This is a genomic window from Pseudomonas sp. NFXW11, assembly GCF_049887815.1.
Taxonomy (GTDB): domain Bacteria; phylum Pseudomonadota; class Gammaproteobacteria; order Pseudomonadales; family Pseudomonadaceae; genus Aquipseudomonas.
The window spans coordinates 191,818-209,621 of sequence record NZ_JAGEKI010000002.1; the positions used below are offsets into that span (position 1 = coordinate 191,818).

Sequence of the window (17,804 nt, forward strand, 5' to 3'; positions counted from 1 at the left end):
TGCCGGCGCCCCTGTCCGTACCCATGAGGAGAGTAAGCGTGTTGCCAAGCCTGTTTCGACGATAACCATCAGCCCGCTGTGCGTTTTTCCGTTTCGTCCTTTTATAGGCTGCTTCTTATTACAGGCTCAGGTTCATGCCCGAATACGTCAATTGGCTTCGCCACGCGTCTCCCTATATCAACGCCCACCGTGACTGCACCTTCGTGGTGATGCTGCCCGGCGACGGCGTTGAACACCCCAATTTCGGCAATATCGTCCACGACCTGGTGCTGCTCCACAGCCTGGGGGTGCGCCTGGTGCTGGTACACGGTTCGCGCCCGCAGATCGAAGCGCGCCTGGCGTCCCGCGGCCTGACCCCGCATTACCATCACGGCCTGCGGATCACCGACGCCGCGACCCTGGAATGCGTGATCGACGCCGTGGGCCAGTTGCGCATTGCCATCGAGGCGCGGCTGTCCATGGACATGGCCTCGTCGCCGATGCAGGGCTCGCGGCTGCGGGTGGCCAGCGGCAACCTGGTAACCGCACGGCCGATCGGCGTGCTGGAGGGGGTCGACTATCACCACACCGGCGAAGTTCGCCGGGTCGATCGCAAGGGCATCAACCGCCTGCTGGACGAGCGCTCCATCGTGCTGCTGTCGCCCCTGGGCTACTCGCCTACCGGGGAAACCTTCAACCTGGCCTGCGAAGACGTGGCCACCCGCGCCGCCATCGACTTGGGGGCTGACAAGCTGCTGCTGTTCGGTGCCGATCCGGGGCTGCTGGATGAAAACGGCAAGCTGGTACGCGAGCTGCGTCCGCAGCAGGTACCGGCGCACCTGCAACGCCTGGGCGCCAACTATCAGGCCGAGCTGCTGGATGCCGCCGCCGAAGCCTGCCGGGGCGGAGTGGGGCGCAGTCATATCGTCAGCTATGCCGAAGACGGTGCCTTGCTCACCGAACTCTTCACCCGTGATGGCGGCGGCACCCTGGTGGCTCAGGAGCAGTTCGAGCGGGTACGCGAGGCGGCGATCGAAGACGTTGGCGGCCTGCTGGACTTGATCAGCCCGCTGGAAGAGCAGGGTATTCTGGTGCGGCGCTCCCGCGAGGTGCTGGAGCGCGAGATCGAGCAGTTCAGCGTGGTCGAGCGCGAAGGCATGATCATCGCCTGCGCGGCGCTGTATCAGATTGCCGATTCCGATGCCGGTGAGCTGGCGTGCCTGGCGGTGAACCCTGAGTATCGCCACGGCAGGCGCGGTGATGAATTGCTCGAGCGCATCGAAGCCCGGGCCCGGGCCCAGGGCTTGAAGACCCTGTTCGTGCTCACCACCCGCACTGCCCATTGGTTCCGCGAGCGGGGTTTTGTGCCCAGCAGCGTCGAGCGCCTGCCTTCGGCGCGGGCTTCGCTGTACAACTATCAGCGCAATTCGAAGATCTTCGAAAAGGCCCTCTGAATCCTTCTTCGGTTCTGCAAACACCAACGCCTCGATCCTGGGATCGAGGCGTTGGTGTTTTATGCACATGTCAGAAAAATTTCATTTCGACACAAAAACTGTAACAAATTGACGGGAGGATAGGCTCTTCGCCATGATTGCGTCGCTTTTTTGATCCTGGATGACGTTTTGCGCCCGTAGGCGCGGGGGATCTTGGGGGCTGAAGCAGGAAAATAGTTTTCAGAAATAAGCTTGCAAGTGTCTAGGCTGGGACTTTGCGTTTGACAGTAGCGAGCTTTATTCCTGAAAGGTATGAAAAAGAATTAAACAATTCTTTTTGGGTTTATGAGTAATTCATTACCCTGCATGGACCAAATAACGGCGATTAGACCATGGTCGTAGACACAGATCGTTACGATTGACTTATCAGTCACGGTCTGGCGCTAATCGCGCATCTGTGGCACCCGGACGTTCGATCTGGGGCCAGGAACCACAAGAATTAGAAACGAGAGGAGCGATACATGAACAAGTCCACCTTGGCCCTGGCTGTGGCCGTAGGGGTTTTGGCGCAGCAGGCAGGCGCCGCCGGTTTTGTTGAAGACAGCAAGGCCACCTTGGGGCTGCGTAACTTCTATATCAATACCGATAACCGCGATGGTGACACCAAAGCCGCCAAAGCGCAGAACAAACAGGAAGAGTGGGGCCAAGGCTTCATCTTCAACTTCACCTCCGGCTACACCCAGGGCACCGTAGGTTTCGGTCTGGATGCAATCGGCTTGCTGGGCGTGCGCCTGGATTCCGGTGGTGGCACCAACGGCGCGACCAAGACCTCTTCCGGCGGTACGGTATTCCCGACCCATTCCAGCAGTGGCAACAATGCTGAAGCCGTGAACGACTTCTCCAGCCTGGGCCTGACCGGCAAGGTCAAGGTTTCCCAGACCGAGCTGAAGATTGGCACCCTGCAACCGAACAACCCGGTGATCAAGTACAACGACGGTCGTCTGCTGCCACAAACCTTCCAGGGTGGCCAGATCACTTCGAACGAGATCAAGGACCTGACCCTGACTGCCGGTCAGATTGAACACGCCAAAGGGCGTAACTCGACTAACAATGAAGGCCTGTCGATCGCTGGTGCCAACGCCAGCTCCAACTACGACGCCGGCAAGTTCAGCAACAAGTTCTACTATGGTGGTGCCGACTACAAGATCACCAAAGATCTGACCGCTTCGTACTACTACGGCGAGCTGAAAGACTTCTACTCGCAGAATTTCCTGGGCCTGGTGCATAACTGGTCGATCGGTCCTGGCGTGCTGAAAAGCGACCTGCGCTACTACCGCAGCCGCGACAACGGCTCCAACGGCGACACCGCAGCCTACTACACCACCGGCTACTACCCGGACAAAGGCCTGTCGGCAATCACCAAGGGTAAAGTCGACAACAACCTGTACAGCTATCTGGCGCTGTACTCGGTTGAAGGTCACACCTTCGGCGGTGGCTATCAGTACAGCAATGGTGACAGCGATTTCCCTTGGCTGAACCAGGGTGACGGCTCGTCCAACAGCACCATCACCGACATGCAGATCCAGAAATTCGCCCGTGCCGGCGAGCGTACCTGGCAGGCTCGCTACGCCTATGACTTCGCCAAGGTCGGTGTGCCTGGCCTGACCGCTGGCATCATTTACCTGCGCGGCAACAACATCAACACCGCTGGTAAAGTTGGTTCTGCTCAAGTGACTACCTTGGGTACTGGCGGCACCGAGTGGGAGCGCGACCTGACCCTGTCTTACGTGGTTCCGCAAGGCCCACTGAAGAACCTTGGCCTGACCTGGAAAAACGCCATGTGGCGTAACGACATCCCGGGCCAGCGCGACCAGGACGAAAACCGCCTGATCGTCAGCTACTCGATCCCGCTGCTGTAATAGCGTGATAAAACCTCGCCCGGCGCAATGCCGGGCGAGGTGTTGCGTCAAGTCAGGCCCACCCCCGTGAGCCCTTCCTGAGTTCCCCTCTTTCTACAGCGTCTACAGCGACTCAAGGCCTTCTCGAACCTTGCCTGGCAGGGTGGTCTGCGGCTGCCTGTGCGTCCAGTGAAGAGATTTTTAATATGCAAAATGGCTATTAATAAATCGATATTTATTCTTTTTAAATAAATCCCTGTGCAGGCAGAGTAGGCCCATAACGCACTCACAGGAGCAGCACCCATGAGCCTCAGACTCGGCGATATCGCCCCCGACTTCGAACAGGATTCCAGCGCCGGCAAGATTCGTTTCCACGAGTGGCTGGGCGACAGCTGGGGCGTGCTGTTTTCCCATCCGGCGGACTTCACCCCGGTGTGCACCACCGAGCTGGGCTTTACCGCCAAGCTCAAGGAGCAGTTCGCCCAGCGCGGGGTCAAGGCCATCGCCCTCTCGGTGGACCCGGTGGACTCCCATCACCGCTGGATCGAGGACATCAACGAAACCCAGCACACCCTCGTCAACTTTCCGATCCTGGCGGATGCCGATCGCAAGGTCTCTGATCTCTACGACCTGATCCACCCCAATGCCAGCGACACCCTGACCGTGCGCTCGCTGTTCGTTATCGACCCGAACAAGAAGATCCGCCTGACCATCACCTACCCGGCCAGCACCGGGCGCAATTTCAACGAGATCCTGCGGGTGATCGATTCGCTGCAACTCACCGATAACTACAAGGTGGCCACCCCGGCCAACTGGGAGGACGGTGACGAGGTGGTGATTGTTCCGTCGCTCAAGGACGAGGAAGAGATCAAGCGCCGCTTTCCCAAGGGCTATCGCGCAGTGAAGCCCTACCTGCGTCTGACGCCGCAACCCAATCGTTGACTATTAATCACCTGGCGTAGGAGCCGGCTTGCCGGCGAAGGCGCTTGCGAGGCTGATGCAAGGTTTGACGGCCTTTTCGCGGGCAAGCCGGCTCCTACGCAAAGCGCGGGGGTAACAGATCCATAAAGCAGGGGGTTTCGGGCCGTTTCGACGGCCTGTTTTTTTGCCTGTGAGTTGTTGTTTCTTATATTCATATAAGGAATAAACAAATAAAAAAATAAGATTTATGGATATAAAAATAGACTGTTAAGGTCTCTTCAGTCCGGCGAGATCGCATCCCGCGAATCGCTTTCTTTAGTTCAAGGAATCCCCTGCATGCTGGTGGTCTCTCTCGGTGGCAGTCCCAGCCAACGCTCCCGTTCCGGGGTGCTGCTGGAGTTGGCCAAACGCTGGTTACAGCAGCAAGGCGTGGAAGTGGTGAGTTACCAGGTACGGGATTTCCCGGCCGAGGACTTGCTCCACGCGCGCTTCGACAGCCCCAAGGTCATCGACCTGCTGCAACAGATCGAACAGGCCGACGGCCTGCTGATCGCCACTCCGGTGTACAAGGCCTCGTTCTCCGGGGCGCTGAAAACCCTGCTCGACCTGCTGCCCGAACGCGCCTTGAGCCACAAGGTGGTGCTGCCCATGGCCACCGGCGGCAGCATCGCCCATATGCTGGCGGTGGATTACGCCCTCAAGCCGGTGCTCTCGGCGCTCAAGGCCCAGGAAATGCTCCAGGGCATCTTTGCCGAGGACAGCCAGATCGCCTATGGCGAGGGCAGTGCCCAGCCGCAACTGGCCGAGGCCCTGGAGCAACGCTTGCGGGAAGCCCTGGAGCAGTTCCACAGCGCCATGGCGCGGCGTCCCAAGCCGCTGGACCCGCATCTGTTGAATGAACGTCTGTTGAGTGCTCGCTGGAGCATCTGAGCCACGCCCCTGATTTGAAGTACTGGCCTTACTCGCCCGCCAACGGGCAAGCAGGTGCAGCCACAACCCCATTGCAAAAAGGAGAGCGCCATGCGCCCGGTCATTTTGCGTCGAGGTCTGGTCGCTCTGTTTGCTGCGGCTGTGTCCTTCGGCGCCATCGTTCAAGCTCAAGCCGAAACCCTGCGGATCGGCTATCAGAAGTACGGCACCCTGGTGCTGCTCAAGGCCAAGGGCACCCTGGAGAAGCGCCTGGCGCAGCAGGGTGTCGACGTGCAGTGGACCGAGTTTCCCGGCGGCCCGCAGTTGCTGGAAGGGCTGAATGTCGGCTCCATCGACTTCGGCGTGACCGGCGAAACCCCGCCGGTATTCGCCCAGGCGGCCGGTGCCGACTTGCTCTATGTCGCCTATGAACCGCCAGCCCCAGGCAGCGAGGCGATCCTGGTGCCCAAAGGCTCGCCGATCCAGTCGGTGCAGGACCTCAAGGGCAAGAAGGTGGTGCTCAACAAGGGCTCCAACGTCCATTACCTGCTGGTCCGCGCCCTGGAAGACGCAGGTCTGAAATACAGCGATATCCAGACCGTGTTCCTGCCCCCGGCCGATGCCCGCGCCGCTTTCGAGCGTGGCAGCGTCGATGCCTGGGTGATCTGGGACCCCTACCAGGCCGCCGCCGAGCAGCAGTTGCAGGCGCGCACCCTGCGTGATGGCCGCGGCATCGTCGACAACCATCAGTTCTACCTGGCCACCAAGCCCTATGCCCAGCAACACCCCGAGGTGATCACCGCCCTGGTGGAAGAAGTGCGGGCGGTGGGTGAGTGGTCCAAGTCCAACCCGCAGGAGGTCACCCAGCAGGTGGCGCCGCTCCTGGGCCTGCCAGCCGACATCACCCTGACCTCGGTGAAGCGCCAGGGCTACGGTGCCGGCTTCCTGACCGCGGAAGTGATCGCTGCGCAGCAGAAGATCGCCGACAGCTTCTACCAGCTCAAGCTGATTCCCAAGCCACTGAGCATCAAAGACGTGATCTGGACGCCCACCGCCGCTGTGGCCAAAGCGCCGTAACCCGACCCCTTAGGAGACCACTCCATGAGCCTGAATATTTTCTGGTTTCTGCCCACCCACGGCGACGGCCATTACCTTGGCACCGCCGAAGGCGCACGCGCTGTCGATCATGCCTACCTGACGCAGATCGCCCAGGCCGCCGACCGCCTGGGCTTTGGCGGCGTGCTGATCCCCACCGGACGCTCCTGCGAGGACTCCTGGCTGGTGGCGGCCTCGCTGATTCCGGTGACCCAACGCCTGAAGTTCCTGGTGGCGCTGCGCCCGGGGATCATCTCCCCGACCGTAGCAGCGCGCCAGGCGGCGACCCTGGACCGGCTGTCCGGCGGCCGCGCGCTGTTCAACCTGGTGACCGGCGGTGATCCGGATGAGCTGGCCGGTGACGGCCTGTTCCTCGATCACGAAGAGCGCTATCAGGCCTCGGTGGAGTTCACCCGTATCTGGCGCCGGGTGCTGGAAGGCGAAACCGTGGACTACGACGGCCAGCACATCAGCGTGAAGGGCGCCAAGCTGCTCTATCCGCCACTGCAACAACCCCGCCCGCCGCTGTACTTTGGCGGCTCTTCGGAAGCTGCCCAGGACCTGGCCGCCGAGCAGGTGGAAATGGTCCTGACCTGGGGCGAGCCGCCGGCTGCGGTGGCCCAGAAGATCCAGCAGGTACGGGAAAAGGCCGCCAAGCTCGGGCGCACGGTGCGCTTTGGCATCCGTCTGCATGTGATTGTGCGGGAAACCAACGCCGAGGCCTGGCAGGCCGCCGAGCGCCTGATCTCCCATCTGGACGACGACACCATCGCTCGGGCCCAAGCCTCTCTGGCGCGCTTCGACTCGGTGGGCCAGCAACGCATGGCCGCGCTGCATGGCGGGCGTCGCGACCGGCTGGAAGTCAGCCCCAACCTCTGGGCCGGCGTCGGCCTGGTGCGCGGTGGGGCCGGCACCGCCCTGGTGGGCGACGGCCCCACGGTGGCGGCGCGGATGCAAGAGTATGCGGACCTGGGCATCGATACCTTTATCTTCTCCGGTTATCCACACCTGGAAGAGTCCTACCGGGTGGCCGAGCTGCTGTTCCCGCACCTGGATATCGAGCGCCCCAAGCTGCCTGAAGCCGCCGGTTATGTCAGCCCGTTTGGCGAGATGGTGGCCAACGACATCATCCCCAAAGCCGCGTCCCAGAGCTGAGGTGTGGCCATGAGTGGACAACGCATAGTGCAACGGCTGGCGCCCTGGGGGTTGCCGTTGCTGCTGCTCGCGGTGTGGCAGTTGTCAGTGTCGGCGGGTTGGCTATCGACCCGTATCCTGCCGGCGCCGAGCGCGGTGATCGAAGCCGGGATCAGCCTGGTGCGCAGTGGCGATATCTGGAGCCACCTGGCCATCAGCGGCTGGCGTGCGGGGCTGGGGTTCGTCATCGGTGGCGGCATTGGCCTGGCCCTGGGTTTTATCACCGGCCTGTCGACATGGGGCGAGCGCCTGCTGGACAGCTCGGTGCAGATGATCCGCAATGTGCCGCACCTGGCGCTGATCCCGCTGGTGATCCTGTGGTTCGGCATCGATGAGTCGGCGAAGATCTTCCTGGTGGCCCTGGGCACCCTGTTCCCGATCTACCTCAATACCTACCACGGCATTCGCAATGTCGACCCGGCGCTGGTGGAGATGGCCCGCAGCTATGGCCTGTCCGGCTTCGCGCTGTTTCGCCAGGTGATCCTGCCGGGGGCCTTGCCCTCGATCCTGGTGGGGGTGCGGTTTGCCCTGGGGCTGATGTGGCTGACGCTGATCGTCGCCGAAACCATTTCCGCCAGTTCCGGCATCGGCTACCTGGCGATGAATGCCCGGGAGTTCCTGCAAACCGATGTGGTGGTACTGGCGATCGTCATGTATGCGCTGCTCGGCAAGCTGGCGGACCTGACCGCACGGGGCCTGGAGCGGGCCTGGCTGCGCTGGCATCCGGCCTACCAAGTGGCCAGGGGTGGTGCCCAATGACGGCTCAACAACCTCCACGGCTGTTGCGGGGCATTCCCCTGGCCGTGCGCAAATTGCAGAAAACCTTTGGCTCGCGCCAGGTGCTGCGGGAAATCGACCTGCATATTCCTGCCGGTCAGTTCGTTGCGGTGGTGGGGCGCAGCGGTTGCGGCAAAAGCACCTTGCTGCGCCTGCTGGCCGGTCTCGACCAGCCCACAGGCGGCGAGTTGCTGGCGGGCTCTGGGTCCTTGAGCGCAGCCCGTGACGACACCCGGCTGATGTTCCAGGAGGCACGCCTGCTGCCCTGGAAGAAGGTCATCGACAACGTTGGCCTGGGCCTCAAGGGCCACTGGCGGCCTCAGGCCCTGGAGGCTCTCGAAGCCGTGGGCCTGGCGGATCGTGCCAATGAATGGCCGGCGGCGCTGTCCGGTGGCCAGAAGCAGCGGGTGGCCCTGGCTCGAGCGCTGATCCATCAGCCGCGCCTGCTGTTACTGGATGAGCCGCTGGGGGCCCTGGACGCCCTGACCCGGATCGAGATGCAGCAATTGATCGAAGGCCTGTGGCAACAGCATGGCTTCACCGTGCTGCTGGTGACCCACGATGTGAGCGAGGCGGTGGCGATTGCCGATCGGGTGATCCTGATTGAGGACGGCGAGGTTGGCCTCGACCTGCATGTGGAGCTGCCGCGGCCGCGGGTGCGGGGTTCCCATCGCCTGGCGGCGCTGGAAGCCGAAGTGCTCAATCGTGTGTTGTCACTGCCCGGCGCACCGCCGCAACCGGAACCCGTTTCACCCTTGCCCACGCAATTGCGTTGGGCGCTTTAGAGCAGCGGCGAGTTTCCAGCTGCAAGCGGCAAGCAAGAGCGTCGTGCTTCTGCTTGCAGCTGACCGCTTGAGGCTTGCAGCTCCGTTTTTCGACCCCAGGAGAAATACCATGACCATTAAAGCCATCAACGTACGCAACCAGTTCAAGGGCACCATCAAGGAGATAGTCGAGGGCGATGTGCTGTCGGAAATCGACGTGCAGACCGCTTCCGGGATTGTCACTTCGGTGATCACTACCCGTTCGGTCAAGGAGCTGGAACTGTCCATCGGCAGCGAAGTGATCGCCTTTGTGAAGTCCACCGAGGTGTCGATCGCCAAGCTGTGAACAGGGCAATAGCACAGCCCCGGAGGGTGCCAGCCCTGCGGGGCTTTTTCATGGGCGCTGTAAATAACGGTCAGATTTGATACTTTCCCTGCTTTCGGCAAGGCCTGAACAGTACAGACATGACAACAGAGCAGGGTCCAAACGTGGGGTTTCTGGAGTTTGATCGCGACCACTGGGCCGCTCTCCGGGCCGCTGAACCTATGAGTCTGTCAGCATCCGAGATGGATTCGCTGACCAGCCCGACCCAGCCTATGGCGGCCGACGAGGTGTGGCAGATCCTCCTGCCGCTGTCGCGCCTGCTGCATTTGCACGCGGCGCAGGTGCAAGCCTGCAAAGGCTCGCCGACAGGTTTCAAGGCGCCTTATGTGATCGGCATTTCCGGCAGCGTGGCGGTGGGCAAGAGCAGTTTTGCCCGAGTGCTGGCGGCGTTGCTGGCCTATTGGCCGGGCAAGCCCAATGTGCATCTGGTGACCACCGACTCCTTTCTTTTCCCGCTGGCGGCCCTGCAGGAGAAAAATATCCTGCATCGCAAGGGTTTTCCCGAGTCCTACGATGAGCCGTTGTTCGTGGAGTTTCTCCAGGCGGTGTGCCGCGACGGGCAAGCGACGCGGATTCCCATCTATTCCCATGTGCGCTACGACATCCTGGCCGATGAGATGCAGTCGGTGGAGGCGCCGGACATCATCGTCCTGGAAGGCTTGAATGTGCTGCAGGGCGAGCAGGGGGCGGGCCCGAATCCGCTGGATTTCATCGACTTCTCGATCTACGTCGATGCTGCCGAGGCCACCATCAAGACCTGGTACCTGGAGCGTTTCGTCTACCTGAAGAACACTGCCTTCCAGTCGGCAGACTCTTACTTCAACAAGTACAAGGAGCTTTCCGACAGCGAGGCGCTGTCGGTGGCGTCCGATACCTGGGATCGGGTCAATCTGAAGAACCTGGTGGAAAATATCCTGCCGACCCGGGAGCGGGCCAACCTGATTCTCCACAAGTCGGCCGACCACAGCATCGACCGCCTGTTGTTGCGGCAGGTCTAGAGCGGGGCCGGGCGCTTGGCCAGGTAGGGCGGCAGGTAGAGCCCCAGGTAGGCGTCGAACACCCGCATGCCTTCCTCGGCCATGCGTGGGGTGATCTGCCCATGCAACTGCACCGAGCGCGCGTACACCCGGTCCCCCAGCTCCATAGCCAGGGCGAATACGTCCACGTCCTGGGGCAGGGTCGGCAGCTCGAAGTGTTGATTGAACAGCTTGTGCATCAGGTCCCCCAGCTCGATATCGTGCTGGCGGTCGGCCTGGGTCACTTCGGTCAGGCCGTGCTGGGCGAGGATCAGTTGGCGGGCCGCGGCATCCTCGCCGTAGATGTCCAGCATGCGCTGTTCCACCAGGCGTGACAGGTCGCGCCAGTTGCCCAGCCGGTCATGCTCGATAGGGGCTTGCAGGCAGGCACGGAACGCGGCGTGGACATCGGCGGTCAGGGCTTCCAGCAGGGCCGGCACACTGGCGAAGAAGTGATAGACCGAGGAGGGCGGAATCTGCGCCCTGTCGGCCACGCTGTAGATCGACAGGCTGGCCACGCCCTCGCTGGCCAGCAGGGTGCGGGCGGCGTCGAGGATCGAGTCGATGCGGGCCTGGCTGCGGGCGCGGGGTTTGCGAAGGGGAGCGGTGCGCGTCATCTGTATCTCCTTATGGACCGCGGGCATTGTACGCGAGGCGCCGGTGATCACTGACGCAAAAAAAAAAACCGCGGGGCGTTGAGCTCCGCGGCGTTGTTGTTTGCAGCGACCGCTTTTACACGGTGTGCAGGTACCAGTTGTACTCGAGGTCGGAGATGGAGTGTTCGAACTCCTCCAGCTCGCTTTCCTTGCAGGCGACAAAGATATCGATGTACTTCGGATCGATGTACTTGGCCATGACTTCGCTGTCATCCAACTCGCGCAGGGCATCACGCAGGTTGTTCGGCAGGCTTTGTTCATTCTGCTCGTAGGAGTTGCCTTCGGTAGGCGCGCCAGGCTCGATCTTGTTGGTCAGACCGTGGTGCACGCCCGCCAGGACCGAAGCCATCAGCAGGTACGGGTTGGCGTCGGCGCCGGCGACCCGGTGCTCAATGCGTACCGCATCAGCGGAACCAGTCGGTACGCGAATGGCTACGGTACGGTTGTCCAGGCCCCAGCTCGGCGAGTTCGGCACGTAGAACTGTGCGCCGAAACGACGGTAGGAGTTAACGTTCGGGCAGAGGAAAGCCATCTGCGCCGGTAGGGTCTCGAGCACACCGCCGATCGCGTGACGCAGTGCGGCGTTCTGCTCGGGATCCTCGCTGGTAAAGATGTTCTTGCCATCTTTATCCAGAACCGAAATGTGGACATGCAGACCGTTGCCCGCCTGGCCTGGGTAAGGCTTGGCCATGAAGGTGGTGTCCATCTCATGGTCGTAGGCGATGTTCTTGATCAGGCGCTTGAGCAGTACCGCGTAGTCGCAGGCCTTGATTGGGTCGGCCACGTGGTGAAGGTTGACTTCGAACTGCGCCGGGGCACTTTCCTTGACGATGGCGTCGGCCGGGATGCCTTGTTCCTTGGCGCCTTCGAGAATGTCCTGCAGACAATCGACGTATTCGTCGAGGTCGTCGATCAGGTAAACCTGGGTGGAATGCGGACGTTTACCGGAGATCGGCGAGCGTGGTGGCTGTGGACGGCCGTTCACATTCTCCTGGTCGATCAGGTAGAACTCCAGCTCGAACGCGGCGCAGATGGTCAGCCCCAGTTCGTCGAATTTGGCCACGACCTGGCGCAGTACTTCTCGCGGGTCGGCGAAGAAGGGATCGCCTTCGAGTTCGTGCATGGTCATCAGCAGTTGCGCGGTCGGGCGCTTCTGCCAGGGCTCGTTGCACAGGGTATCGGGGATTGGATAGCAGATCCGGTCGGCGTCGCCGATGTCCAGGCCCAGGCCGGTGCTTTCCACCGTAGAGCCATTGATATCCAGGGCAAAGAGGGAGGCCGGCAGGTTGATGCCTTTCTCGTAAACCTTGTGGAGGCTGGTGCGTTCGATGCGCTTGCCGCGCACCACACCATTCATATCCGCAATCAGAAGGTCAACGTACAGAACCTCAGGATGTTCCTTAAGGAACGCGTTCGCTTCGTTGAGCTGAACGGCACGCGGGGGTACCGACATGATGCAACACCTTTTTTGTTAAAAATATCAATCATTGATCTTTTCTGGTTTCAGTCAACCCGAACGGCATGCCGAAGTCAAGCGAGGCCTTTTACGCCCTAATAAAGGGCTGGCATGGCTCTTTTGCGGCAAAACAGGGCGTTTTTTACCTTGCGAGCACCTTGGGTACCGCAGGCTTGAGCGGGCCGTGTTGTATTTTTTACGGGGGTGTTGTGTAAAAAAATGAACAAGGCTAAGCTCGATTCAAACCCATAACAGCAATAATACCGGGGTGTTTCATGTCTCGCCTGCCGTTAATCGGCATCACCGCCTGCTCCAGGCAGATCGGTCTGCATGCCTATCACATCAGTGGCGACGAGTATGTCCAGGCGGTGGCCAGTGCGGCCCAGGGCCTGCCGGTAATCCTTGCATCCATGGCCGAGCTGATTTCCCCGTCCGATATTCTGGACGGTCTGGACGGCCTTCTCTTTACCGGTTCACCTTCCAATATCGAACCTTCCCATTACCAGGGGCCGGCCAGCGCGCCGGGCACTGCTCATGATTCTGCACGGGACGCGGCGACCTTGCCGCTGCTGGCCGCCGCCGTGGCCGCCGGGGTTCCGCTGCTGGGCATCTGCCGTGGCTTCCAGGAAATGAACGTGGCCCTGGGCGGCAGCCTGCATCAGCAGGTGCATGAGGTGGGGCCCTTCTTCGATCACCGGCACGATGAAGTGCCCGACCAGCCCCTGGATGCCTGGTACGCGCCGGCCCACGATCTGCACATCCAGGCTGGCGGCCTGCTGGCGTCTATGGGCCTGCCGGAGACAATCCAGGTCAATTCGATTCATGCCCAGGGCATTGAGTGTCTGGCGCCGGGCCTGCGGGTCGAGGCGCGGGCTCCCGACGGCCTGGTGGAAGCGGTTTCTGTCGAAGCCAGCAAGGCTTTTGCTTTGGGGGTGCAATGGCACCCCGAATGGCAGGTAAGCTGCAACCCTCACTACCTGGCCATCTTCCAGGCATTTGGGGAGGCCTGCCGCAAGCGGGCAAGACAACGCGACGCCGAAGCGTCACACAAGGCCTGACTTAATAGAGAGTCAGGAAACTCAGCCTAGAGGCATTTATGAGTAACAACCTCGACCAGCTCACCGATTGGTTGAAAGACCACAAGATCACAGAAGTCGAATGCATGATCGGCGACTTGACCGGCATCACCCGGGGCAAGATCTCGCCGACCAACAAGTTCATCGCCGAAAAGGGCATGCGCCTGCCCGAGAGCGTGCTGCTGCAAACCGTGACCGGCGACTATGTCGAAGACGACATCTATTACGAGTTGCTGGACCCGGCAGACATCGACATGGTCTGCCGTCCCGACCACAACGCGGTATACCTGGTGCCCTGGGCCATCGAGCCTACCGCCCAGGTGATCCACGACACCTACGACAAGCAGGGCAACCCCATTGAGCTGTCGCCGCGCAACGTGCTGAAGAAGGTCCTCAAGCTCTATGCCGATCACGGCTGGCAGCCGATTGTCGCGCCGGAGATGGAGTTCTACCTGACCAAGCGCAGTGACGACCCGGACTACCCGCTGCAGCCTCCCGTCGGCCGCTCCGGGCGCCCGGAAACCGGTCGCCAGTCGTTCTCTATCGAGGCGGCCAACGAATTCGATCCACTGTTCGAAGACGTCTACGACTGGTGCGAGCTGCAGGAGCTGGACCTCGACACCCTGATCCACGAAGACGGTACGGCGCAGATGGAGATCAACTTCCGTCACGGCGATGCCCTGTCCCTGGCCGACCAGATCCTGGTGTTCAAGCGCACCATGCGCGAAGCCGCGCTCAAGCATGATGTGGCCGCCACCTTCATGGCCAAGCCCATGACCGGCGAGCCTGGCAGCGCCATGCACCTACACCAGAGCATCATCGACATCAACACCGGCAAGAACGTCTTCTCCAATGAAGACGGGACCATGAGCCAGCTGTTCCTCAACCACATCGGCGGCTTGCAGAAGTTCATCCCCGAGCTGCTGCCGCTGTTCGCCCCCAACGTCAACTCGTTCCGCCGCTTCCTGCCCGATACCTCGGCGCCGGTGAATGTCGAGTGGGGCGAGGAAAACCGCACCGTGGGCCTGCGGGTACCGGATGCCGGGCCGCAGAACCGCCGGGTGGAAAACCGCCTGCCAGGTGCCGACGCCAACCCCTACCTGGCGATCGCCGCCAGCCTGCTGTGCGGCTTCATCGGCATGGTCGAGGGCCACAACCCGAGCGCGCCGGTGGTCGGTCGTGGCTACGAGCGACGCAATCTGCGCCTGCCGCTGACCATCGAGGATGCCCTGGAGCGCATGGAAAACAGCAAGACCATCGAGAAGTACCTGGGCCAGAAGTTCATCACCGGCTACGTCGCGGTGAAGCGGGCCGAGCACGAAAACTTCAAGCGCGTGATCAGTTCGTGGGAGCGGGAATTCCTGCTGTTCGCCGTCTGATGCGCCGGGCGCCGCTTCCCGCCGGCGGCGCCTTCACTGACACTTAGGAGACATTGATGACTCATAAAAACCCGCAAACCCGCGAGTGGCAAACCCTCAGCAGTGATCACCACCTGGCGCCTTTCAGTGACTTCAAGCAATTGAAGGAGAAGGGGCCGCGGATCATCACCCATGCCAAGGGTGTGTACCTCTGGGACAGTGAAGGCAATCAGATTCTCGATGGCATGGCCGGCCTCTGGTGCGTGGCCGTGGGCTATGGTCGCGATGAGCTGGCCGAGGCCGCCAGCAAGCAGATGCGCGAACTGCCGTACTACAACCTGTTCTTCCAGACCGCCCACCCGCCGGCGCTGGAGCTGTCAAAGGCAATTGCCGAGGTGGCCCCGCCAGGCATGAACCACGTGTTCTTCACCGGCTCCGGTTCCGAGGGCAACGACACCATGCTGCGCATGGTCCGCCACTATTGGGCGATCAAGGGCCAGCCGAACAAGAAGACCATCATCAGCCGGGTCAACGGCTACCACGGCTCCACCGTGGCCGGCGCCAGCCTCGGCGGCATGACCTACATGCACGAGCAGGGTGACTTGCCGATTCCGGGCATTGTGCATATTGCGCAGCCCTACTGGTTTGGCGAAGGCGGCGACATGAGCCCCGAGGAATTCGGCATCTGGGCCGCCAACCAGCTGGAAGAAAAGATTCTCGAGCTGGGCGTGGACAACGTCGGTGCCTTTATTGCCGAGCCGATCCAGGGCGCGGGCGGCGTGATCATTCCGCCGGACAGCTACTGGCCGCGGATCAAGGAAATCCTCGCCAAGTACGACATCCTCTTTGTCGCCGACGAAGTGATCTGTGGCTTTGGCCGCACCGGTGAGTGGTTCGGTAGCGATTTCTACGACCTCAAGCCAGACATGATGACCATCGCCAAGGGCCTGACCTCGGGCTACATCCCCATGGGTGGCCTGGTGGTGCGCGACGAAGTGGTGGCGGTGCTCAACGAGGGCGGTGACTTCAACCACGGCTTCACCTATTCCGGGCATCCGGTGGCCGCCGCCGTGGCTCTGGAAAATATCCGTATCCTGCGCGAAGAGAAAATCGTCCAGCGCGTCCAGGAAAAAGCGGCACCGTATTTGCAGAAACGTCTGCGCGAGCTCAGCGACCACCCGTTGGTGGGCGAGGTTCGGGGCGTCGGTCTGCTGGGGGCCATCGAGCTGGTCAAGGACAAGGCCACCCGAGAGCGCTACACCGGGCGCGGTGTGGGCATGATCTGCCGGCAGTTCTGCTTCGATAACGGCCTGATCATGCGCGCCGTGGGCGACACCATGATCATTGCGCCGCCGCTGGTGATCAGCGAGGCGGAAATCGACGAGTTGGTGACCAAGGCCCGCAAGTGCCTGGACCTGACCTTGAGTGCGCTGCAGAACTGAGTGCTAGGCTTTGAGCGCGGTGCTTGCGGGCACTGCGTTCGAAGTGGATATAAAGGTCGGGTGCTTGTTGAAAGCCGGCCGTGGATCTTGCCAGACTAGCCGCCGTTCTTGATGGCCAGTACCGGTCGCTGGCTCCTGGTTATCAGGAATGTGGTTAAAAAAGAATAATTGGAGCATTACGCATGAAGGCATTAGGTATGAAGTTAGCTGGCAAGACCCTCCTCGCCATGTCCCTGATGGGCGTGATGGCGGCGGCGGTTCAGGCGGATGATAAAGTGCTGCACGTTTACAACTGGTCCGATTACATCGCCCCGGACACCATCAAGAAGTTTGAAGCCGAGTCCGGCATCAAAGTTGTCTATGACGTGTTCGACAGCAACGAAACCCTGGAAGCCAAGTTGCTCGCCGGCAAGTCCGGCTACGACGTGGTAGTGCCTTCCAACAACTTCCTGGCCAAGCAGATCAAGGCTGGCGTCTATCAGGAACTGGACAAGTCCAAGTTGCCGAACTGGAAGAACCTCAACGAATCGCTGCTCAAGGCGGTATCGGTGAGCGACCCGGGCAACAAGCATGCCTTCCCTTACATGTGGGGTTCGATCGGCATCGGCTTCAACGCCGAGAAGGTCAAGGCTGCATTGGGTGCCGACGCGCCAACCAACTCCTGGGACCTGCTGTTCAAGCCGGAAAACGCCGAGAAGTTGAAGTCTTGCGGCATCAGTTTCCTCGATTCGCCAACCGAGATGATCCCGGTGGCGCTGCATTACCTGGGCTACCCAACCGACAGCCAGGACAAGAAGCAACTGGATGAAGCCGAGAAGCTGTTCCTCAAGATTCGTCCATCGATCGGCTACTTCCACTCCTCCAAGTACATCTCTGACCTGGCCAACGGCAACATCTGCGTAGCCGTCGGCTACTCGGGTGACATCTACCAGGCCAAGGCCCGCGCTGCCGAAGCCGGTGACAAGGTCAAGGTCAGCTACAACATTCCCAAGGAAGGTGCCGGCAGCTTCTACGACATGGTCGCTATCCCTAAAGACGCGGAAAACGTCGAGGGCGCCTACAAGTTCATGACCTTCCTGCAGAAGCCGGAAATCATGGCCGAGATCACCAACGCCGTGCGCTTCCCCAACGGTAACGCCGCTGCAACCGCGCTGGTCGATAAAGACATCACCAGCGACCCGGGCGTTTACCCACCGGCGGATGTGCAGGCCAAGCTGTATGCGATTGCCGACCTGCCGGCCGCAACCCAGCGCATCCTGACCCGCAGCTGGACCAAGATCAAATCCGGTAAATAAGCCGATTTGTGGCATCTCCTGTTGCCGTCGTCTTGGCGAGGGCGGCAACAGGAAACAATTAAATGACAGAAAGTTTTGCTGGATTGGTTTATCGAGGGTAAGTTGCGCGCCGGTTTTGTTGCTGGGCAGCTTGGGGGCTGTCAGGTAGCG

The 17,804-nt window shown here is 61.2% G+C and carries 16 protein-coding genes; 14 read left to right on the plus strand and 2 right to left on the minus strand.

Annotated features, from left to right (window positions below; all coding sequences use genetic code 11):
- The first annotated feature begins 134 nt into the window (after nucleotides 1-134).
- The 10 genes from argA to coaA all read left to right on the plus strand — a co-directional run bounded on the left by argA (nucleotide 135) and on the right by coaA (nucleotide 10,353).
- Nucleotides 135-1,433 (plus strand): amino-acid N-acetyltransferase, encoded by a 1,299-nt coding sequence (gene argA, locus J4P02_RS04125; protein ID WP_426188039.1) that lies wholly within the window; start codon nucleotides 135-137, stop codon nucleotides 1,431-1,433.
- A gap of 500 nt (nucleotides 1,434-1,933) precedes the next feature.
- Nucleotides 1,934-3,331: an OprD family porin gene (locus J4P02_RS04130; protein WP_426188041.1), complete on the plus strand. Its 1,398-nt coding sequence runs from the start codon at nucleotides 1,934-1,936 to the stop codon at nucleotides 3,329-3,331.
- Nucleotides 3,332-3,613: 282 nt separating this feature from the next.
- Nucleotides 3,614-4,252, plus strand: coding sequence for a peroxiredoxin (locus J4P02_RS04135; protein ID WP_426188043.1), 639 nt, complete (start codon nucleotides 3,614-3,616; stop codon nucleotides 4,250-4,252).
- A 315-nt stretch (nucleotides 4,253-4,567) separates the two neighbouring features.
- Nucleotides 4,568-5,161 (plus strand): NADPH-dependent FMN reductase, encoded by a 594-nt coding sequence (ssuE, locus tag J4P02_RS04140; protein ID WP_426188045.1) that lies wholly within the window; start codon nucleotides 4,568-4,570, stop codon nucleotides 5,159-5,161.
- A gap of 90 nt (nucleotides 5,162-5,251) precedes the next feature.
- A complete protein-coding gene (locus tag J4P02_RS04145) occupies nucleotides 5,252-6,217 on the plus strand; it encodes a sulfonate ABC transporter substrate-binding protein (RefSeq protein ID WP_426188047.1) in 966 nt (321 codons plus the stop codon).
- 24 nt (nucleotides 6,218-6,241) lie between these two features.
- Complete coding sequence (ssuD, locus tag J4P02_RS04150; protein WP_426188049.1) at nucleotides 6,242-7,390, plus strand: FMNH2-dependent alkanesulfonate monooxygenase; 1,149 nt, start codon at nucleotides 6,242-6,244, stop codon at nucleotides 7,388-7,390.
- A gap of 9 nt (nucleotides 7,391-7,399) precedes the next feature.
- Nucleotides 7,400-8,188: an aliphatic sulfonate ABC transporter permease SsuC gene (gene ssuC / locus J4P02_RS04155; RefSeq protein WP_426188051.1), complete on the plus strand. Its 789-nt coding sequence runs from the start codon at nucleotides 7,400-7,402 to the stop codon at nucleotides 8,186-8,188.
- Nucleotides 8,185-8,991, plus strand: coding sequence for an aliphatic sulfonates ABC transporter ATP-binding protein (gene ssuB / locus J4P02_RS04160; RefSeq protein WP_426188053.1), 807 nt, complete (start codon nucleotides 8,185-8,187; stop codon nucleotides 8,989-8,991). Before ssuC ends, ssuB begins: the two co-directional genes overlap by 4 nt.
- A gap of 109 nt (nucleotides 8,992-9,100) precedes the next feature.
- Nucleotides 9,101-9,316, plus strand: coding sequence for a TOBE domain-containing protein (locus J4P02_RS04165; RefSeq protein ID WP_011064106.1), 216 nt, complete (start codon nucleotides 9,101-9,103; stop codon nucleotides 9,314-9,316).
- Nucleotides 9,317-9,435: 119 nt separating this feature from the next.
- Nucleotides 9,436-10,353, plus strand: a complete 918-nt coding sequence (coaA, locus tag J4P02_RS04170) for a type I pantothenate kinase (protein WP_426188055.1) — start codon at nucleotides 9,436-9,438, stop codon at nucleotides 10,351-10,353.
- On the opposite strand, the gene J4P02_RS04175 is transcribed toward coaA, so the two are convergent.
- Nucleotides 10,350-10,988 carry a TetR/AcrR family transcriptional regulator gene (locus tag J4P02_RS04175; protein ID WP_426188057.1) on the minus strand — a complete coding sequence of 213 codons (639 nt, stop codon included), beginning with the start codon at nucleotides 10,986-10,988 and terminating at the stop codon, nucleotides 10,350-10,352. The genes coaA and J4P02_RS04175 overlap by 4 nt on opposite strands.
- 115 nt (nucleotides 10,989-11,103) lie before the next feature.
- Nucleotides 11,104-12,480: a glutamine synthetase family protein gene (locus tag J4P02_RS04180; protein ID WP_426188059.1), complete on the minus strand. Its 1,377-nt coding sequence runs from the start codon at nucleotides 12,478-12,480 to the stop codon at nucleotides 11,104-11,106.
- A gap of 278 nt (nucleotides 12,481-12,758) precedes the next feature.
- Here J4P02_RS04180 and J4P02_RS04185 point away from each other — a divergent pair, with 278 nt between their 5' ends.
- The 4 genes from J4P02_RS04185 (at nucleotide 12,759) to J4P02_RS04200 (ending at nucleotide 17,654) form a co-directional block, all read left to right on the plus strand.
- Entirely contained in the window at nucleotides 12,759-13,541 is a 783-nt protein-coding gene (locus J4P02_RS04185) for a gamma-glutamyl-gamma-aminobutyrate hydrolase family protein (RefSeq protein WP_426188061.1), read from the plus strand.
- A 38-nt stretch (nucleotides 13,542-13,579) separates the two neighbouring features.
- Nucleotides 13,580-14,938: a glutamine synthetase family protein gene (locus tag J4P02_RS04190; RefSeq protein ID WP_426188063.1), complete on the plus strand. Its 1,359-nt coding sequence runs from the start codon at nucleotides 13,580-13,582 to the stop codon at nucleotides 14,936-14,938.
- Nucleotides 14,939-14,994: 56 nt separating this feature from the next.
- Nucleotides 14,995-16,359, plus strand: a complete 1,365-nt coding sequence (locus tag J4P02_RS04195) for an aspartate aminotransferase family protein (protein WP_426188065.1) — start codon at nucleotides 14,995-14,997, stop codon at nucleotides 16,357-16,359.
- A 197-nt stretch (nucleotides 16,360-16,556) separates the two neighbouring features.
- Nucleotides 16,557-17,654, plus strand: a complete 1,098-nt coding sequence (locus J4P02_RS04200; RefSeq protein WP_426188067.1) for a polyamine ABC transporter substrate-binding protein — start codon at nucleotides 16,557-16,559, stop codon at nucleotides 17,652-17,654.
- Nucleotides 17,655-17,804 lie beyond the last annotated feature (150 nt).